General features: G+C 71.3%; 18 protein-coding genes. 10 read left to right on the top strand and 8 right to left on the bottom strand.

Annotated features, from left to right (window positions below):
* Positions 1–214 (bottom strand): hypothetical protein (locus KME77_RS17225; RefSeq protein ID WP_219468437.1); only part of this gene is annotated, 214 nt, incomplete at its 3' end.
* 215 nt (positions 215–429) lie between these two features.
* Between KME77_RS17225 and KME77_RS17220 the strand changes: the two genes are divergently transcribed.
* Positions 430–780 carry a MerR family transcriptional regulator gene (locus KME77_RS17220; RefSeq protein WP_219468434.1) on the top strand — a complete coding sequence of 117 codons (351 nt, stop codon included), beginning with the start codon at positions 430–432 and terminating at the stop codon, positions 778–780.
* Positions 777–1757, top strand: coding sequence for an aldo/keto reductase (locus KME77_RS17215; protein WP_219468432.1), 981 nt, complete (start codon positions 777–779; stop codon positions 1755–1757). The genes KME77_RS17220 and KME77_RS17215 overlap by 4 nt, the downstream gene beginning before the upstream one ends.
* A gap of 6 nt (positions 1758–1763) precedes the next feature.
* On the opposite strand, the gene KME77_RS17210 is transcribed toward KME77_RS17215, so the two are convergent.
* The gene (locus tag KME77_RS17210; RefSeq protein ID WP_219468427.1) at positions 1764–2693 is read right to left on the bottom strand and encodes an anti-sigma factor RsbA family regulatory protein; all 930 of its coding nucleotides are present in this window, start codon (positions 2691–2693) and stop codon (positions 1764–1766) included.
* Positions 2694–2873: 180 nt separating this feature from the next.
* Between KME77_RS17210 and KME77_RS17205 the strand changes: the two genes are divergently transcribed.
* Positions 2874–3425 (top strand): DUF1707 SHOCT-like domain-containing protein, encoded by a 552-nt coding sequence (locus tag KME77_RS17205; protein ID WP_246609961.1) that lies wholly within the window; start codon positions 2874–2876, stop codon positions 3423–3425.
* Here KME77_RS17205 and KME77_RS17200 read toward each other — a convergent pair.
* Entirely contained in the window at positions 3395–4519 is a 1125-nt protein-coding gene (locus KME77_RS17200) for an aromatic ring-hydroxylating oxygenase subunit alpha (RefSeq protein ID WP_219468424.1), read from the bottom strand. The genes KME77_RS17205 and KME77_RS17200 overlap by 31 nt on opposite strands.
* A 41-nt stretch (positions 4520–4560) precedes the next feature.
* Positions 4561–5661 carry an FAD-dependent oxidoreductase gene (locus KME77_RS17195; protein ID WP_219468421.1) on the bottom strand — a complete coding sequence of 367 codons (1101 nt, stop codon included), beginning with the start codon at positions 5659–5661 and terminating at the stop codon, positions 4561–4563.
* A gap of 37 nt (positions 5662–5698) precedes the next feature.
* Between KME77_RS17195 and KME77_RS17190 the strand changes: the two genes are divergently transcribed.
* The 3 genes from KME77_RS17190 (at position 5699) to KME77_RS17180 (ending at position 8284) form a co-directional block, all read left to right on the top strand.
* Positions 5699–6256 (top strand): TetR-like C-terminal domain-containing protein, encoded by a 558-nt coding sequence (locus tag KME77_RS17190; protein ID WP_219468419.1) that lies wholly within the window; start codon positions 5699–5701, stop codon positions 6254–6256.
* An 86-nt stretch (positions 6257–6342) separates the two neighbouring features.
* Positions 6343–6717 (top strand): DUF8711 family protein, encoded by a 375-nt coding sequence (locus tag KME77_RS17185; protein ID WP_219468413.1) that lies wholly within the window; start codon positions 6343–6345, stop codon positions 6715–6717.
* A gap of 88 nt (positions 6718–6805) precedes the next feature.
* Positions 6806–8284: a DUF2079 domain-containing protein gene (locus tag KME77_RS17180; protein WP_308250736.1), complete on the top strand. Its 1479-nt coding sequence runs from the start codon at positions 6806–6808 to the stop codon at positions 8282–8284.
* On the opposite strand, the gene KME77_RS17175 is transcribed toward KME77_RS17180, so the two are convergent.
* Genes KME77_RS17175 through KME77_RS17165 form a run of 3 tightly spaced genes read right to left on the bottom strand, consistent with a single transcriptional unit; the run spans position 8260 to position 10150 of the window.
* On the bottom strand, positions 8260–8796 hold the full coding sequence (locus KME77_RS17175) for a hypothetical protein (RefSeq protein WP_219468411.1): 537 nt from the start codon (positions 8794–8796) through the stop codon (positions 8260–8262). The two genes, KME77_RS17180 and KME77_RS17175, sit on opposite strands and share 25 nt — an antisense overlap.
* A complete protein-coding gene (locus KME77_RS17170; protein ID WP_219468409.1) occupies positions 8793–9035 on the bottom strand; it encodes a hypothetical protein in 243 nt (80 codons plus the stop codon). The genes KME77_RS17175 and KME77_RS17170 overlap by 4 nt, the downstream gene beginning before the upstream one ends.
* A 14-nt stretch (positions 9036–9049) precedes the next feature.
* Positions 9050–10150 (bottom strand): glycosyltransferase, encoded by a 1101-nt coding sequence (locus tag KME77_RS17165; RefSeq protein ID WP_308250735.1) that lies wholly within the window; start codon positions 10148–10150, stop codon positions 9050–9052.
* A 39-nt stretch (positions 10151–10189) separates the two neighbouring features.
* Between KME77_RS17165 and KME77_RS17160 the strand changes: the two genes are divergently transcribed.
* From KME77_RS17160 to KME77_RS17150, 3 genes are all read left to right on the top strand, one after another.
* On the top strand, positions 10190–11008 hold the full coding sequence (locus KME77_RS17160; protein ID WP_219468404.1) for a PIG-L deacetylase family protein: 819 nt from the start codon (positions 10190–10192) through the stop codon (positions 11006–11008).
* Positions 11009–11057: 49 nt separating this feature from the next.
* Positions 11058–12116 carry a lysylphosphatidylglycerol synthase transmembrane domain-containing protein gene (locus KME77_RS17155; protein WP_219468401.1) on the top strand — a complete coding sequence of 353 codons (1059 nt, stop codon included), beginning with the start codon at positions 11058–11060 and terminating at the stop codon, positions 12114–12116.
* A gap of 63 nt (positions 12117–12179) precedes the next feature.
* Positions 12180–15548, top strand: coding sequence for an ATP-binding protein (locus tag KME77_RS17150; protein ID WP_219468399.1), 3369 nt, complete (start codon positions 12180–12182; stop codon positions 15546–15548).
* A 76-nt stretch (positions 15549–15624) separates the two neighbouring features.
* Here KME77_RS17150 and KME77_RS17145 read toward each other — a convergent pair whose 3' ends face one another.
* A complete protein-coding gene (locus KME77_RS17145; protein WP_219468395.1) occupies positions 15625–16143 on the bottom strand; it encodes a hypothetical protein in 519 nt (172 codons plus the stop codon).
* Between the two features lie 168 nt (positions 16144–16311).
* On the opposite strand from KME77_RS17145, the gene KME77_RS17140 reads away from it, so the two are divergent.
* Positions 16312–16851: a DedA family protein gene (locus KME77_RS17140; RefSeq protein WP_219468392.1), complete on the top strand. Its 540-nt coding sequence runs from the start codon at positions 16312–16314 to the stop codon at positions 16849–16851.
* The last annotated feature ends 297 nt before the right edge of the window (positions 16852–17148 follow it).

Raw genomic sequence — 17148 nt, 5'->3', positions numbered from 1 at the left:
GGTTCGCGCCCGCCCGGCGCAGCGCCTCGGCGATCAGCGCCGAGCCGGCCGCGAACAGCGTCAGCGCGGTCGGCAGCAGCCAGCCGGCGGGCTGGAAGGCGTACTCGCTGATCACGCTGTGCAACGGGTCGAGCCCCGCTTCGGCGTGCAAGGTGAGCATGGCGCCGGTTCCGGTGCCGATGGCCGCGATTCCACTGACAAGCAATGCCTTCATGCCTCAAAGGTCGTGGAACGCGGGCTCGCGGAGTATCGGAGATCGGCCCGAAGAAGCCCTGATCGGCCCCTTAATACCTTGGTCGTGGCACCTCAGGGAGAGGGGTCGCTGACCTGCGCCGAGTCATCCCTGGGTGGGGGTGCCCTCCTCAGGGTAGGTACGGTCAGCTGTACCCGATTTGACTTAGAGCGCACTCCAAGGGAGAGCCTGTAGCCATGACGATCCAGGAAGCCGCGCGGCGGTCTGGACTGAGCGCGCACACGCTGCGTTACTACGAGCGTATAGGACTCATCCACTCCGTGGGGCGCGACGGCAGCGGCCATCGTGACTACGTGGAGACGGACATCCGGTGGCTGGCCTTCCTCACCAAGCTGCGAAGCACCGGCATGCCGATCGCGGACATGTGCCGGTACGCGGAGCTGCGGCGCATGGGCGAGCACACCTTCGCGGAGCGGCAGGCGCTGCTGGAGCGGCATCGCGAGCGGGTCCGGGCCAGGATCGCCGAGCTGACGGAGGACCTTCAGGTCCTCGACCACAAGATCGCAACTTATGGGGGACGAGCATGAACAAGCGTGTACTCGGCACCGGCGGCCCCGAGGTGTCGGCCTTGGGCCTGGGCTGCATGGGCATGTCCGAGTTCTACGGTCAGGGCGACGAGCAGGAGTCCATTTCCGTCATTCACCGCGCCATTGAGCTTGGTATGAATTTTCTGGACACGGCCGACATGTACGGCCGCGGCCACAACGAGGAGCTGGTCGGCCGGGCCATCAAGGACCGCCGCGACGACGTCGTGCTGGCCACCAAGTTCGGCGTCAAGCGGGAGGGGGACACCCGCAGCATCGAGAACTCCCCCGAGTACATCAGGGCGGCCTGCGACGCCTCCCTGCAGCGCCTCGGCGTGGAGCACATCGACCTCTACTACATGCACCGCCGCAACCCCGACGTCCCCGTCGAGGAGTCGGTCGGCGCCATGGGCGAGCTCGTCCAGCAGGGCAAGGTCAGGCACCTGGGCCTGTCGGAGGTGAACGCGCGGACGCTGCGCGCGGCGGACGCCACGCACAAGATCGCCGCGCTGCAGAGCGAGTACTCGCTGTTCAGCAGGGACATCGAGCGGGAGATCCTGCCGGCGGCCCGCGAGCTGGGCATCGCGCTGGTGGCGTACTCGCCGATCAGCCGCGGTTTCCTGACCGGCACGATCCCGGCCGCCGACGAGCTGCCCGACGACGACTTCCGCAAGCACTTCCCGCGGAACGTGGGCGAGAACGCCGAGCACAACGCGAAGCTCACCGCCGAGGTCCTGCGGATCGCCCAGGAGGCCGGGATCACCGGCGCGCAGCTCTCGCTGGCCTGGCTGCTGGCGCAGGGCGAGGACATCGTGCCCATCCCGGGCACCAAGCGGCTGAAGTACCTGGAGGAGAACGTCGCCTCCGCCTCGATCGGGCTGCCCGCCGAGCAGCTCGCCGAGCTGGAGCGCGCCGTGCCGCCCGGCGCGGTGCGCGGCGAGCGCTACGCGAGCATGACGGGGTCGGGAATCGAGTCGTGAACCGGGCTAGGAGCTGCCGGGCAGGTCGAAGTAGGTCCTGACCACGGTGCACCCCTCGCGCGTGTGCACCCGGACCAGGTCGCTGAGCAGGTTGACGATCAGCAGCCCGCGCGAGCCTGCGACCCGCGGATCGACCGGCCGGCGCCCGGCCAGCGGGTCGGTGATGTGGCCGGCGTCGCTGATCTCGCAGACCAGCCGGCGCCCCTCGACCCAGATCCTGAACAGCCCCGAGCCGCCCCCGTGGTCGAGGCTGTTGGCGCTCAGCTCGGCGACCGTCAGCCGGATGTCGTCGAGCTTGGCGCTGCAGAACCCGTGGTCGGCGGCCCACTTGGCGGCCAGCCCGCGGGCGGCGGCCAGGTTGGTGTGGTCGAACCGGAGCGAGACGAAGTCGGCGGGCTCGGCCAGCGGCTGGTTGTGCCCGTCGACGACCGTCTGCGGGGCGTAGCCGCCGCTGGCCCGCTCGCCGCTCGCGTAGCGCAGCACAGGGTGGGTCAGCTCGGCCTCGCGGATGATCTCTGGATCGATGACGCCGAGGTCGTACGGGCACAGGATCGTCGCCAGGCGCCCGGTGAACGCGAAGTTGATCAGCGCCTCGTGCTGGGCCGCGGCCGGGTACTCCATCGCGGTGCGGTCCAGCCAGATCGGCTCGCCGATGATCCGCACGTGGGCGTCGGGGTGGCGGTCGGCGAACTCGCGCAGCACGGCCGGGATGACCCGTCCGGGGTTGCGCCCGGCGATGGTCATGTCGAGGAAAAACACCTCTTGCGCGTCGCGCTCAAGACTTTCCCTGATCCTGGCAAGATTTTTCGGCGGGACCGCGACCGCCACGGGGTCGCCCGCCTCCAGGCCGCCGCGGACGAAAGCCGTGGTAGCAGCCACGTACTCCCGGTCGCCTCGGTAGAAGAGGGCCGGGTGCGCGAACGTTTCGACCGCCATCGGTCATCACGCTACCTCGCGTTGAGGACTTCACGGCAATCAGGTGGGTAAGCATCGACTATGAAGAGACTCCAGATCGTCCGGCCGTCGAAGCCCCCGCAGCGGCCGCTCCCCCTCGATCTGCGTACACCCTCAGGACGACGCCTCCCGTTCTGACACAACCGAACCTATGCTCGGGACATGTCGGATTTGCAAATGCGTGTCTCGGACGAGGATCGCGAGCGTAGCGCGCGCAGGCTCCAGCAGGCGTTCACCGAGGGCCGTCTGACCCAGCTAGAGCTGGAGGACCGGCTGGAGCTGGCGCTCACCGCCCGGACGTACGGCGATCTGGCGGGCCTGATCGAGGATCTGCCGGCAGACACGCCCCCGGCCGAGGACGTCGTCAACCTGGAGTCGAAGAACGGTCACATCAAGCGCTCGGGAGACTGGTCGGTCCCGAGGCGGCTGGGCGTCGAGTCCAAGTACGGCAGCGTCGAGCTGGACCTGTCGGAGGCCGTCATCCCCCATGAGGTGGTGGAGATCCACCTGGACCTGAAGTACGGCTCGGCCAAGATCGTGCTGCCCGAGGGAGGCGCGGCCGACGTGAACCGCTTCCGTCCCGGCTACGGCTCCGTGACGTGCGACGTGTCGGGGCGCGCCCGGCCCGGATCGGTGTACGTCGTGGTGAGCGGCGAGTCGAAGTACGGCGGGCTGACGATCCGCTACCCGCGCAAGCGCTGGTTCACCCATTGATGGAAGGCCGCGATGTGGTGCTCGCTGGGCACCAGCACCCCGCCCGCCCGGTACGCGCGTGACGACATGCCCGGCTGGGTCCGCTCGCAGGCGTCGAAGTCCTGCTCGTTGACCCGGTGGAACAGCTCGATCGAGTGCGACAGATCGGCCCCTGAGGCGACCACGTCCGGATGGTAGAGCCAGTCGCACTCCACGATCGTCCGGTCGGCGGCCAGCGGCACCATCCGGTGGAAGATCACGTGGTCGGGCACCAGGTTGACGAAGACCTGCGGCTTGACGGTGATCGCGTAGTAGCGCCGGTCCTGCTCGTCCGACACGTCGGGCAGCCGGCCGAAACCGGGGCTGCCGTCGACGGTGAACCCCTCGACCCGCTCGGCGAACTCCGCCCCGTGCCCCACGTAGTACTGCGCCGCGTACCCTCCGGCGAACTCGGGCAGCACGGCCGTCAGCTCCGGGTGGATGGTGGCGCAGTGGTAGCACTCCATGAAGTTCTCGACGATGAGCTTCCAGTTGGCCTTGACGTCGTAGACGATGCGGCGGCCGAGCGCGAGCTTGTCGACGTGGTAGTGCTCGATCGCGGCCGGGTCGCCGAGGCGCTCGGTGGCCGCGCCGGTCACGTTCTCCTCGAACGAGGGCGGCTCGGCGGCCAGGCACACCCAGGCGTAGCCGAGCCACTCGCGCAGGCCGACCGGGATGAGCCCGTACTCGACGCGGTCGATGTCGGGCATCTTGACCAGGTTCGGGGCGGCGGCCAGGCGGCCGTCCAGATCGTACGACCAGGCGTGGTAGGAGCATCTGATCGTGCGCCTGACCTCGCCCGCCTCCTCCACGCACAGGCGCGCGCCGCGGTGCCGGCACACGTTGAGGAAGGCCCGCAGGGCGCCGTCACGGCCGCGCACCACGATCACGCTCTCCCGTCCCACCTGGACGGTCCTGAACGCGCCGGGCCGGGCGATCTCGTCGGACCTGACGGCGCAGAACCAGAGGCTCTCGAAGATCTTGGCCTGTTCCTCGGCGAAGACCTCGGGGTCGGTGTAGGAGCGGCCGGGCAGCGTGGAGATCAGGCTCGACAAAGGCCACCTCTTGTTGCGCATTACGCACCGAGTTGCTCTATATGCGACATCGTCTGGTCGCCTTACGGGGCTGTCAAGAGGTAGTTGCTGGCCCGGCGCAGGAACCACGTGTAGAACCTGGTCACCAGCCGGTCGGGGAGCAGCCCGGCGATGGGGCGCTGCATGTTCGTGGCCTCCGTGGCGGCCAGCCGCGCGGGCCGGCGCACCACCTTGGCGCGGGCCCGCTCGTACCCGCGCAGATCGCCGAGCGACCTGGTCAGCAGCCACGCGTCCTCCAGTGCCTGGTTGGCGCCCTGGGCCATGGTCGGCGGCATGGTGTGCGCGGAGTCGCCCGCCAGCGTGGTCGGCCCCTCGCCCCACAGCGCGGGCACGGACTGGCTGTGGTGGGGGAAGAAGTCGGGCTCGCCGAGATCGCCGAGCACGCCCGGCAGCGGGCCGGCCGTCCAGCCGCCGAACCGCTCCCGCAGCCGCGCCACCGGGTCGGGGTCGTCGGCCCAGAGCGGCCGGCCGGGCCCCGACCGCACGTCGAACCACCACAGCAGCCGCCCCCGACCCGCCGGGATCAGCCCGCACAGTCCCTCCCGTCCGGCGATCATCACCGCGCGCCCGTCCCCGGTGAGCTCGGTGGGGGTGGCCGTGAAGCCCTGCCAGGTCACCCAGCCGCTCAGCTTCGCCGGGTCGCCGCCCCGCAGCGCCCGGCGCACGACCGAGCGGCGGCCGTCGGCGCCGACGAGCACGTCACCGCGCACCTCGCGGCCGTCGGCCAGCCGTACGAGCGCGCGGCCGGGATCGACGTGGACGGCCGGGGCGCCGTAGGTGACGGGCACCCCGTCGGCGAGCCCCTCGACCAGCTCGGCGCGCGAGACGTGCACGCAGGGGTGCCCGTAACGCCGCTCGGCCGCCGTGAGATCGATGGTGAGCAGCCGGCGGCCGTCGCTCGCCCAGGACTCCAGCGTCTCCAGGCGCCGGCCCACGCCCCGTGCGGCGGGCTCGGCCTTCAGCTCGCCCAGGATCGCCGTGCTGCCCGGCCACAGCGACACGGAGCCGCCGGCCGTGCGCGGCTCGGGCGCCTCCTCGTACACCTCGGCCCGGTGACCGGCGCCGATCAGGCCGCGCGCCAGGGCGAGTCCCGCGACTCCCGCGCCGATGACGACTACTCTCATATGAGACTCCCAATATCGGATACTAGGAGTATCATAAATGCGTGGCCGCAAGCCAGACCCGACCGTGGGCCTCCGCATCCGGAAGGCGGCCACCGACCTGGTGCTCTCCCGGGGGTTCGACTTCACCATGGACGACGTGGCCGCGGCGGCCGGCGTGGGCAGGGCCAGCGTGTTCCGGCGGTACGCCACCAAGCGCGACATGCTCCTGGAGACGCTGTCCGGCTTCATGGAGGCGCACGTCGCCATCCCCGACACCGGATCGCTGGAGGGGGACCTGCTCGTGGTGGCCGGCGACACGCTCGCGCTGTGGCGCGACCCCGACGTCTCACGGCTGGCCAAGCACCTGTACGGCGAGGCGGGCCGCGACCCGGCGGTGGCCGAGATCATCCGCACCGGCATGCGGAACCGGATGGAGCGGTCCTGGGTGGTCTACGAGCGCGCGATCGAGCGCGGCGAGCTGCCGGCCGACGCCGACCTGTGGCTGCTCACGGACCTGCTGCCGGGGCTGGTGACCTATCGCGGGCTGCTCGGGCTCCCTCTTCCCGAGCCCGCCGAGATCGTCCGGGCGCTGCTCCACGGCTTTACAACGACTTGATACCCATGGTGCTAGTGAGGTGCAACCGCCCATCAAGGACGCGCCCATAATGTCGCTTCGTTCCCACACAAACGAAGGGCATGAACATGACTTCCCCTCGTCGGCGCATCGCCATCGCGATCGCGACGCTTACCCTTGCCGGCCTCACCACCGCCTGTGGTGCCATCGGCAATGCCGTCGACTGCAACCAGGTCGGCAACGAGGTCACGAAGATCACTCAGGAGTTCACCACCTCCATGAGCAGCGCCGCGGCCGATCCCAAGGCGATCGACAAGGCCAGCCAGGAGACGGCCGGCAAGCTCAAGACGCTCGCCGCCAAGTACGACGGCGACCTCGCCGGCGCGCTCAACGACCTCGCCGGCATCTTCGAGAGCATCAACACCAAGGACATGTCCGGCGCGACGGAGAGCCTGTCGAAGATCACCGACGTCCAGACGAAGATCCAGAAGGCCTGCGGCTGACGAACGACGGTCGCCGCCCCGCCTGCGGGGGGCAGAGCGGCGCGGCGGCCGGCACATCTCTGGTGAAATCGGTCTACCCTTGCTGCCCGTGACGGGGGAAGCGCTGGCAGGATTCCGGTCGGCATTGCGGCCGGCCTCGCGGTTGAAGGTCAAGGTCACGCCCAATCGGCTGCGCGTCGGGCTGATCGTCCTGGCTTCCGCCAATGTGTACGCCGTGATCGGCCTGGTCAAACTCATCACCTATCGAGCGACAACGTTTGACATGGTGGTGTTTGACCAGGCCGTACGTAATTACGCCCATTTCCGGCCTCCGTACGTGCCGCTCGTCGGCGTCTTCCACGGCCGGGGGCTCGACTACGTCCAGATCGCCGACCACTTCTCGCCCATCTGGGCGGTGCTGGCGCCGCTGTACTGGATCCACGACGGGCCCGAGACACTGGTCGTCGCGCAGGCGGTGCTGTTCGCGGCGGCGATCCCGTTCATCTGGCTGTTCACCCGGCGCGTGCTCGGCACCCGCCCGGCCTACCTGCTCTCCCTGGCCTACGCCCTGTCGTGGCCCGTCGCGCAGGCGATCGCGTTCGACGTGCACGAGGTGATGTTCGTCCCTCTGCTCACCTCGATCATGATCGAGCGCTACCACGCCGACCGGCACCTGCCCGCCTTCCTGGCGATGGGGGCGCTCCTCCTGGTCAAGGAGGACATGGGGCTCATGGTGATCGGGTTCGGCCTCTACCTCTTCGTCATCGGGGACCGCCTGCGCGGCCTGTGCTGCGCGGCGATCGGGATCGGCGGGGTCACGATCACCCGCTGGGCGCTGATCCCCATGCTCGGCGGCTCGACCGAGGACTTCTGGGCCTACCGGCACCTTGGCGCGGACGCGCCGGACGCGATCCTGGGCATCCTGCGCGACCCGCTGGCGGCGCTGCTGCTGCCCTTCAGCGACGAGACCAAGGTGGACACGCTGTTCCTGCTGGTCTGGCCGACGCTGCTGCTGTGCCTGATGTCGCCGCTGTCGCTGGTGGCGCTGCCGCACGTGCTGGAACGCATGCTGTCGGACCGTGAGCTGTGGTGGCGGGCGGACTTCCAGTACAGCGCGTTCACGGTGGTGATCCTGTTCCTGGCGGGCGTGGACGGGCTGGCCAGGCTGCTGCGCCGGCTCGACCGCCCGGACGACCGCGCGCTGAGGCTGGCCTGGTCGGCGGGGACGCTCGCGGTCGCGCTCACGCTGGTGCCCCGCTTCGCGCTGGACCAGGTCTACCATCCGAGCTTCTACAAGCCGGAGGGCATCTCGGCCACCTCCGCGTCGGCGGCCCTCGCCACGGTCCCGTCGGGGGTGATCGTGGAGGCGTCCAACTCGCTCGGGCCCGCGCTCACCTCCCGCACCACCGTCCTGCTGTGGAGCGGTGAGCCGCGCGGCGCGCCGTGGGTGGTGGCCGACACGGCGCGCTGGCAGTTCCCGTTCGGCTCGGCCGACGACCAGCGGGCCCAGGTGGACAGGCTGGTGGCCGAGGAGGGCTACACCAAGGTGTTCGACCGCGACGGCTACGTGGTGCTGCGCCGCACGTGATCGGCGATCTCGCGCTCCCAGGACTCCAGGAAGGCCGGGTAGCCGTCGGCGAAGCGGCGCAGCTCCCGCTCGCCCTCCGGCGAGAGCGCGGTGAGGTCGTAGGTGACCTTGGCGTAGGTGATCCCGGCGTGGGTGATCCCGGCGTAGGTGTCCTCAGCGTGGGCGTCCCCAACGTTGGTGACCTCGCCGTTGGTGTCCTCGGCGTCGTCGCCGCGCGGCCCCTCGTCCAGGACCACAGTGACGGTCCCGGCCCGCGAGCCGGGCGTCACCCGCGCGTACGACACGCTCCTGCCGCGCTCACGGCCGAGGACGACCCAGGTGGTGCGCTCGTCGTGGGCGCCGGTCTCGAACACGGTCCCCGGCTCGCTGTCGTCCCGCGCACCGGCCGGGAAGCGGGGCCGCCAGCCCGCCACCCACGCCTCCTCGCCGCGCGGCGTGAACAGCGTGAACGCCTCCTGCGGCGGCAGCGGCACCGCGACCCGGCCGCTGAGCCGGCGCCGGACCCCGCTCACTTCTCCACCAGCCGGTGCGCGTCGGACGCGGTCAGCGTGAGCCCGTAGACGGCCTTGAGCTGCTCGATCTTGGCCAGCGTCTCGGGGGTGAAGGGCGCCTTGCCCTCGAAGGCGTGCAGGGCGATGCCCTCCACCAGGTCGCCCAGGGACATGTCCAGATACTCGGCCAGGCCCTTGAGCACCTTGAGCAGGTTCCGCTCGACGCGCAGCCCGGTCTGGGCCCGTTCCACTGTTACCATGGTAACAATGTACCTCAGGTGACGGCCTGCCCGTAGGCCCGGTCGAACCCCTCCAGCACAGTCGGCCAGGAGCCCGCCGCCGGCGGCACCTCCCGGTTGTGCGCGATGATCCGCCGCCGCAGCCCGGAGTCCGTCGCCAGGCGGGCCACGGCCGCGGCCAGATCGTCGAGACTGCGGCCGAGCAGGCCCTCCGTACCGTTGCTGACGAAGTCGGCCACGCCGCTCTGGGCCCGCGCAACCACCGGCAGCCCGGCCGCGCGGGCCTCCAGCGCGGCGATGCCGAACGACTCGCGCGGCGCGGGCGCCACGAACACGTCGGCGGACTCCAGCACCTTGGCGATCTGCTCACGCGTGTAGCGGCCCGGCAGCGAGACCCAGTCGGACATCCCGTGCCTGGCCAGGTAGCGCTCCATCTGGGCGCGGGCGGGCCCGTCGCCGATCACCGTGGCCCGCATCGGCACACTGGCGGGAACCCGCGACCGGGCCATGCGCAGCAGCCTGAGCAGCCGCACCGGCTGCTTGCGCGGCGCCAGCCTGCCCACGGCGACGACGTGCACCTCGTCCCGCGGCTCGGCCCGCTTCTCGGGGCTGTCGGTCTCCCTGGCGAACAGCCGCCAGCCTGACAGGTCCAGCCCGTTGGACACCACGTGGACCGGCACGTCAGGCCCGGCCACCGAGCGGATCGGGACCGCCGCCGCGTTGCTGACCGTGGTGGCCACCAGCCCCCAGTGCTGCCAGCCGTACGCCAGCCGCAGCAACCGGTAGACGCCGCGCGTGACGGGATCCCACATGCTGTGCACGGTCACCACGCACGGCAGCCCGGCCCGGCGCGCGGCCCGCACCCCCATCCACGCGAACGGCGAGACCGCCCCCATGTGGACGTGCACCACCTCGGGCCGCGACGAGGTCAGCCGCCGAGTGAGATGTCCCACTCCGAACGGGTGCACCGGCAGGTCGAACGGCATCCGCGCCACGATCCGGTGCACACCGGGCAGCCTCTCGCCCCTGGTCGCGGTGGCCACCTCGACCTCGTGGCCGGCCTCTCGCTGCGTCCGTACGAGGTCGGCGACCTGGACCTCGATCCCTCCGAGCCGCGGCAGGTAACAGTCACTCACGTGAAAGATCCGCACCCCTCCCAGACTAATCTGGGCGTTGTGCCTCCACGTACCGCTGTCTTCTTCCACGCCCATCCCGACGACGAGGCCCTGCTGACGGCAGGCACGATGGCGATGCTCGCGGCCGAGGGGCACCGTGTGGTCCTCGTGGTGGCGACCGCCGGCGAGCGCGGCCTGGCCGAGATGGGGCCGGGCGACGAGCTGCGCGAGACCCGGCTCAAGGAGCTGTACCAGTCGGCCGCGCTGCTCGGCTGCGCCCGCGTCGAGTGCCTCGGCTACGGCGACTCCGGCCTGAGCCCTCAGGGCGGCATCGCCGACGAGCGGCCCGACGACGCCTTCATCGACGCCGACTCCGAGAAGGCCGCCTCCCGGCTGGCCGCCGTCCTGGAGGAGGAGAAGGCCGACCTGCTGTCGATCTACGACCCGGCGGGCGGCTACGGCCACCCCGACCACGTCAAGGTGCACCGGGTGGGGCGGCGGGCCGCGGAGATCGCCGGGACGCCGGTCGTGCTGGAGGCGACGGTCAACCGCGATCCGCTGGTCAGGCTGCTGAAGCTGGCGGGGAAGGTCTACCGGTTCCCGCCGGAGTTCGACGTGCGGACGTTCGAGAGCGCGTACTCGGCGAGCGAGACCATCACCCACCGGGTGAATGTCCGGAAATACACGAAACAGAAGCGGGCGTCCATGGCCGCGCACGCCTCCCAGGCCACCGGCGGTGACACCGACCGCACCCTGGCCGTCATGCTCAAGGTGCCCGGCCCGCTCTACCGGCTCGTCTTCGGCACGGAGTGGTACGTACGGCGTGATCTCCCGCCCGGCACCCGCCTGAGTCATCCCCTGGACCAATGGCCGGAATGAACCCTGGGTATGATTCGGCGCACCCCTCCGACCGGCAGACTGTACCCCGATGAAGAACAGATGGCTCCAGATCACGCTGTCCGCGCTGTCGCTCGCGCTGGCGGTGGCGCTCGTCGTCTACCTGCCGCAGATCGTCCACGCGCTGACCGGCAAACCGGTCTCCTGGCGGGAGATCGGCGCGGTCTTCGGCACGCTCGGCGCCGGCTCGATCGCGCTGATGACCGCCCTGTGGCTGCTGAGCCTGCTGGCCTACACGTTCGTGCTGACCAACTCGCTGCCGGGGCTGAACAATCTGCAGGCCCTCACCCTCAACGCGGCCGGCAGCGCGGTGAGCAACCTGCTGCCCTTCGGCGGGGCGGCCGGGGTGGCGCTGACGTTCGCGATGACCAGGGGCTGGGGCTTCGCCAACCGCTCGATCGTGGTGATGACGCTGGTCAGCGGCATCTGGAACACGTTGTTCAGGTTCATCCTGCCCGCCGTCGGGATCATCGCGCTGCTGATGGCGGGCGAGGCGCCCAACGCCACGGTGGCCAACGCGGGCTGGGTGGGCGCGGTCTCGATCCTGGTCCTGTGCGTCGTCGTGGCCGCCGCCCTCTACTGGGACCGGGCCGCCGACCTGCTGGGCAGGGGCCTGGACGCCGTCGTACGGGTGCTGCGCCTGAAGGTCCACGCCTCCGAGGCGCTGCACAAGCTGCGCAAGGACACCGCCGAGGTCGTCAGGTCACGCTGGCCGGGGCTGTCGCTGGGCATGGTGTTCTTCCTGGGCTTCCAATGGGGGATCATGGTCGCCTGCATGCAGGCCACCGGCGCCTACCCGGGGCTGGCCCAGTCGATCGCCGTCTTCGCCCTGTCGCGGGTGCTCACCAGCGCACTCGTGACGCCGTCGGGGGCGGGGATCATGGAGGGCGGGGTGGTGGTCCTGCTGACCGCCTTCGGCGTCGCGGCTCCCGCGGCGACGGCGACCGCACTGCTTTTCGGCTTCTGGACTTACACTATCGAGATCCCGTTCGGCGGACTCGCGCTGGGCGCATGGGCGCTTCTGCGCAGGCGCAACGGCAGGGACACCGCAGCCGAACCTCCGTCCACGATCTCGAAGGCCCCCCAGTGACCATCCCAAACAGAACAAAGACCTTGTGCGTGATTCGGAAGCCCGCATAGCGTGGCGGCTGACATGGTGGCGTTCCGAGTTCTGGGGCCAGTCGAGGCGTACGAACACGACGACGAACTCGACCTCGGCGGGTTGCGGCAGCGGGCCGTCCTCGCCCGACTTCTCGTGGCCAGAGGTCAGGTCGTGCCGGTTGACACGCTCCTTTACGACTTGTGGGATGACGACACGGCCAAGGGAGCCCAGTCGGGGCTCCAGGTTTACATCTCCCGATTGCGGCGGGTGCTGGAGCCAGGCCGCCCGCGCGGCGGGCCCAACCGGCTGCTGGTGACCGTCGCCTCCGGCTACGCGCTGCGGGTGGCGCCCGACCAGGTCGACGCGCTCAGGTTCGAGCAACTGGTCAGGGCGGCGGGCGAGCACCTCGAAGAGGGCGACCCGCAGTCGGCGCGCGGCCGGCTGGAAAAGGCGCTCGGCCTCTGGCGGGGCACCCCCTACTCCGACTTCGCCGACCAGCAGTGGGCCGAGGCGGAGGTCAACAGGCTGACCGAGCTGCGCCTGGTGGCGCGCGAGCGGCACGCCGACACGGGGCTGCGCCTCGGCATGCACGCCGAGACCGTGCCCGACCTGGAGGCGCTCACCACCGAGCATCCGCTGCGCGAGGAGGGCTGGCGGCTGCTCGGCCTCGGCCTCTACCGCTGCGGCCGGCAGGGCGACGCGCTGGCGGCGCTGCGCCGGGCCAGGGGCATCCTGGCCGACGAGCTCGGCATCGACCCCGGGCCCGCGCTGCGCAAGCTGGAGTCCGACATCCTGGCGCAGGCGCCCGAGCTGGAGCTGACGGTGCCCGCGCGCCCGTCCAGGCCGGCCCCGGCGCCCACCGACACCTGGCCGCCCAGGCCCGCGACCCCGGTCGAGCCGCCGCCGCTGGAGCCCGAGCCGTTCGTCGGCCGTGACGCCGAGCTGGCCAGGCTCACCACGGCCGCGGCCCGCACCGGCAGGTTCCAGGTCGCGATCGTCGCCGGCGTCGCCGGCGCGGGCAAGACCACGCTGCTGCGCCAGCTGGAGGGCAAGCTGAGCGCCGACGGCTGGATCACCTCCTCCGGCGCCTGCCCCGACTCCAGCGCCACCCCGCCCGGCTGGGCGTGGGTGGAGATCCTGCGCACGCTGGTCGGCATGACCGGCGCGGGCGAGTACGCCCAGCTCCTGGCGCCGCTGCTCGACGACGCCGACCCCGATCCCGACGACGACGAGGTGTCCGGCGGCTTCCGGCTGCACCGCGCGGTCGGCGGCTACCTGGCCGGGGTGGCGCGCCGCGCCCCCGTGCTGCTCACCCTGGAAGACCTCCACTGGGCCGACGACCAGACCCTCGCCCTGCTGCGCGCGTTGCCGAGCCTGCTGGCCACCAGCCGGGTGCTGCTGGTGGTCACCTGCCGGGAGAGCGAGCTCGACGACCGTCAGTCCGACGTGCTCGCCGCGCTGGCCAGGCTCGGCCCCGTCCGGGTGGGGCTGTCCGGCCTCGACCCGAAGGCCGTGGGCGAGCTGGTCCGGGCCACCTGCGTACGCGAGATCGACCCCGAGGCGGTCGAGTCGATCGTGGAGCGCACGGGCGGCAATCCGTTCTTCGTCCGCGAGACCGTCCGCCTGCTCGACTCCGAGGCGGCCGGCGACCAGGCCAGCGCGGCCGAGGTGCTGTCGCAGGTGCCCTCCGGGGTCCGCGACGTGCTGCGGCGGCGCATCTCACGGCTGCCCGCCGGGGCGCAGCAGATCCTGCTCCAGGCGGCGGTGATCGGCCGCGACGTCGACGTCGACGTGCTGGTCGACGTGGCCGGCGACGAGGACGCCGTGGTGGAGGCCGTCGAGGCGGCGCTGCTGGCCGGGCTGGTGACCGAGCCGGGGCCGGGGCTGCTGCGGTTCGACCACGACCTGGTGCGCGACACCATCTACTCCGACGCCTCGCGGCTGCGCCGCACCCGGCTGCACGCCGCCGTCGCGGCGGTGATCGAACGGCGCACGCCGTCCGACGTGGCGGCGCTGGCACACCACTACTTCCAGGCCGACGCCGCCGAGAAGGCCGTCCACTACCTGGGGCTGGCCGCCGAGCAGGCCGAGCGCAGGTTCGCCCACCGCGAGGCGGCCACGCTGTGGGAGCAGGCCATCGCCGCCTTCGACCGCACGGGCGGCGAGACCAAGCAGCGCCTGCAGCTCATGCTCCGCCAGATCAGGGCCCTGGCCCTGTGCGGCGACATGCACGCGGCCAGGCGGCTGCGCCGCGAGGCGATGGACGCCGCGCTGCCCCTGGGCGACCTGGAGATCACCGCGCGGGTCGCGGCGTCGCTGGCCGTGCCGCACAAGGGCATGGCGCGCGACTTCACCCGCACCGCCTGGGAGATCGTCGACGTCACCGAGAAGGCGTTGATGGAGCTGCCCGAGGGCGAGTCGGTGCTGCGCGCGAGCCTGCTCACCACGCTCGCCCTGGAGCTGGAGGGCTCCTCCTCGCCCGAGCGCGGCCGTCAGGCGTCGCTGGAGGCGCTGGAGCTGGCCCGGCAGAGCGGCGACCCCACGCTGCTCGCGGCGGCGCTCAGCGGGCGGCTGCGGCAGTCCTACGACATCCCCGCGGTCGACACCCGCGAGAGCATCGGCCGCGAGCTGCTGGAGGTCGCTCAGCGCTCCGGGCAGATGGCCACGCAGGCGCTGGCCCACCTGGTGCTGCTCGAATGCGCGGCGGCGCGCGGCGAGTTCGCCGTCTCCGACGAGCACGCGGCCGCCGCCGACCAGCTCGCCAGGCAGTACGACCTGTCGGCCCCCGCCGCCGTCTGCGCCTGGTACAAGGGCCAGCGGATGATGATCGCGGGCGACTACCAGGGCGCCGAGCGGGCCTACCGCGACGCGGCCAGGATGACCGCGCGGGCCGGCATGCTGGAGGGCCGCCAGGACCTGCCGCTGATCACCGCGTTCTGCCTGCACCTGGTCGACGGGCGGGCCGCCGAGATGGTCGAGCCGCTGGCCGACGCGCACCAGCGGGGGGCCAAGTGGACGCTCGACGCGTACGCGCTGGCGCTCGCCTCCGCCGGCCACCTGGCCGACGCCAAGGCCGTGGCCGCCACCCGCCCGCCCGTGCGGCCCGACTTCCTGTACGAGCTGGTCATGACGTGGCGGGCGCTGGCCGGGATGCTGCTCGACGACCGGGAGCGGATGGTCGACTGCTACGACAAGCTCAAGCCGTTCGCCGACCGCATCGCCGGGGCCGGGACCGGCGTGGTCGCGCTGTGGCCGGTGGCGCTGACACTGGGCGACCTGGCGGTGCGGCTGGGGCAGCCGGACGCCTCGCGCGCCCACTACCAGAAGGCGCTGGAGGTGGCCCAGCGGGTGGGGGTGCCGCGCTGGGTGGAGGCGGCGCAGCGATCGGTCGGCAACTCCCCCGGGAACGGCCGCTCCTGACGGACACTTCCCGGCGCCGGAACCGTCCGGCGCCGGAACCGTCCGGTGCCGGGACTGCCGAAGGCGGGCTCTCGGGTCAGCAGCTCACCTGGAAGCGGTCGCTCTTGACCGTCTTGCCGCCGTTCACGGTCAGCTCGATGCGGTACCAGCCCGGGTTGGCCGAGACGCCGGCCTTCCACCGCACGCTCTCCTCGGCCCCGCCGAACCCGTCGAAGTCCACCAGGTGCGTGTGCCACTTGCGGCTCTCGGCGCTCCAGCGGGCCAGCCGCCACTCGTACAGGACGGTCCTGCCGGGCTTGGGGTTGACGACCACGCTGCGCGCGACGAACGTCTTGACGCAGCCGCTCCCGCCGGGCAGGGCGCTGACGCTGACCGTGCCCGCCTTGGGGGCCTGGGTCTCCGCGCCGGTGACCGGGGAGGTGATGGGCAGCTCGTGGGCCGACAGGGTCACGGTCCGGGCAGGGCGCGGGGTGGAGTTCGCGGTGTCGTAGGCGGAGAAACCGACGTAGGCTCCGGTGAAGGCGAGGGCCGCCACGAACAGCTTGGCCGTGCTGGCCGTGCCGGAGACCAGTACCGTCGTGCTTCGCTTCACCATGATCAACACCCTTTCGTCCTCACCTACAGGTGTAAGCGAAGGGGGTTGACCTCTGCTTGTCGGCCAGTTGCACCCTTTGCAGGAGGCTTGCACCCTGGTGTGGCGACAACTTGCACCTTGAACTAAGGTAAGCCTGACCTAAAGCACGGGACGGGGCGGTGAGGGCGGATGCGATCCCTGGCGATCACCATCGAAGCCGTGGGGCCGCTCTGGCTGGGGATCGTGCTGATCATCGCCCTGTTCGGGGCGTTCCAGGCGTACTACTGGATCGGCCGCAAGCTCGGCGAGAAGCTGTACGAATCGCGCATCGGCGTCCGGATGGGACGCGAGCGGATCGAGAAGGTCGAGAAGGTCGTCGAGAAGTGGGGCGCCTTCGCCGTCTACGGCTGCTTCTGGGTGCCGATGCTCCGCCACACCCTGCCGTGGGTCGCGGGGGCGCTGCGCGTCTCGTACCCGTGGTACGTGGTCGCCAGCGCGCTGGGCTGCCTGACGTGGGCGCCCATCTGGTGGTTCGGGCTGACGGCGCTGGTGTGGGCGTGGCTCCAGGTCGCAGCGCAGTCGCCGGTCACGGCCGGGGTGCTGGCCGTGGTGATCGTCGGCGGGGCGGCCGCGTTCGTCGTGTGGCGGCGCAGGCGGCGGGCCGGCAAGGCCGTGGCCGCCGAGCCTCGCCCGGACGTCCCCCTCCCCCAGGACGGCCCCGTCTCCTGATCCCCGCCACGAACGACCCGTCAGGCAGGGCGGGCGTGGTGTCCGTGAAATATCTCACTGTGCAGGATTTACCGGCTTCCGCCCGTTGTTTTCGCGCCTTAAGCACGACTTCGGCATATTCACCCTTGGTCACCTGCGACTATGTCTGACATGCATATTGGGGGTTTCATTGGATCCGCCGTACTGGTCGCGGTCGTGGGGGTCTCGTCGCCCGCGGCCGCCGCGCCGACGGTGGCCACCGAGCAGGCGGCCACCGGGCGCGCGGTGGACGCGCCCGCGGTGGCGGGCAAGACGGGC

The sequence above is a fragment of the Nonomuraea rhizosphaerae genome (assembly GCF_019396405.1).
Classification (GTDB): Bacteria; Actinomycetota; Actinomycetes; order Streptosporangiales; family Streptosporangiaceae; genus Nonomuraea; species Nonomuraea rhizosphaerae.
Note: the sequence above shows the minus strand (reverse complement) of the source record. Positions and strands in the feature narration are given on the sequence as shown.

Excerpts from the sequence above, each read along its gene's own strand:
- KME77_RS17220 (WP_219468434.1), top strand. The coding sequence starts at position 430 with ATGACGATCCAGGAAGCCGCGCGGCGGTCTGGACTGAGCGCGCACACG.
- KME77_RS17215 (WP_219468432.1), top strand. The coding sequence starts at position 777 with ATGAACAAGCGTGTACTCGGCACCGGCGGCCCCGAGGTGTCGGCCTTG.
- KME77_RS17210 (WP_219468427.1), bottom strand. The coding sequence starts at position 2,693 with ATGGCGGTCGAAACGTTCGCGCACCCGGCCCTCTTCTACCGAGGCGAC.
- KME77_RS17205 (WP_246609961.1), top strand. The coding sequence starts at position 2,874 with ATGTCGGATTTGCAAATGCGTGTCTCGGACGAGGATCGCGAGCGTAGC.
- KME77_RS17200 (WP_219468424.1), bottom strand. The coding sequence starts at position 4,519 with ATGCGCAACAAGAGGTGGCCTTTGTCGAGCCTGATCTCCACGCTGCCC.
- KME77_RS17195 (WP_219468421.1), bottom strand. The coding sequence starts at position 5,661 with ATGAGAGTAGTCGTCATCGGCGCGGGAGTCGCGGGACTCGCCCTGGCG.
- KME77_RS17190 (WP_219468419.1), top strand. The coding sequence starts at position 5,699 with ATGCGTGGCCGCAAGCCAGACCCGACCGTGGGCCTCCGCATCCGGAAG.
- KME77_RS17185 (WP_219468413.1), top strand. The coding sequence starts at position 6,343 with ATGACTTCCCCTCGTCGGCGCATCGCCATCGCGATCGCGACGCTTACC.
- KME77_RS17170 (WP_219468409.1), bottom strand. The coding sequence starts at position 9,035 with ATGGTAACAGTGGAACGGGCCCAGACCGGGCTGCGCGTCGAGCGGAAC.
- KME77_RS17155 (WP_219468401.1), top strand. The coding sequence starts at position 11,058 with ATGAAGAACAGATGGCTCCAGATCACGCTGTCCGCGCTGTCGCTCGCG.
- KME77_RS17150 (WP_219468399.1), top strand. The coding sequence starts at position 12,180 with ATGGTGGCGTTCCGAGTTCTGGGGCCAGTCGAGGCGTACGAACACGAC.
- KME77_RS17145 (WP_219468395.1), bottom strand. The coding sequence starts at position 16,143 with ATGGTGAAGCGAAGCACGACGGTACTGGTCTCCGGCACGGCCAGCACG.
- KME77_RS17140 (WP_219468392.1), top strand. The coding sequence starts at position 16,312 with ATGCGATCCCTGGCGATCACCATCGAAGCCGTGGGGCCGCTCTGGCTG.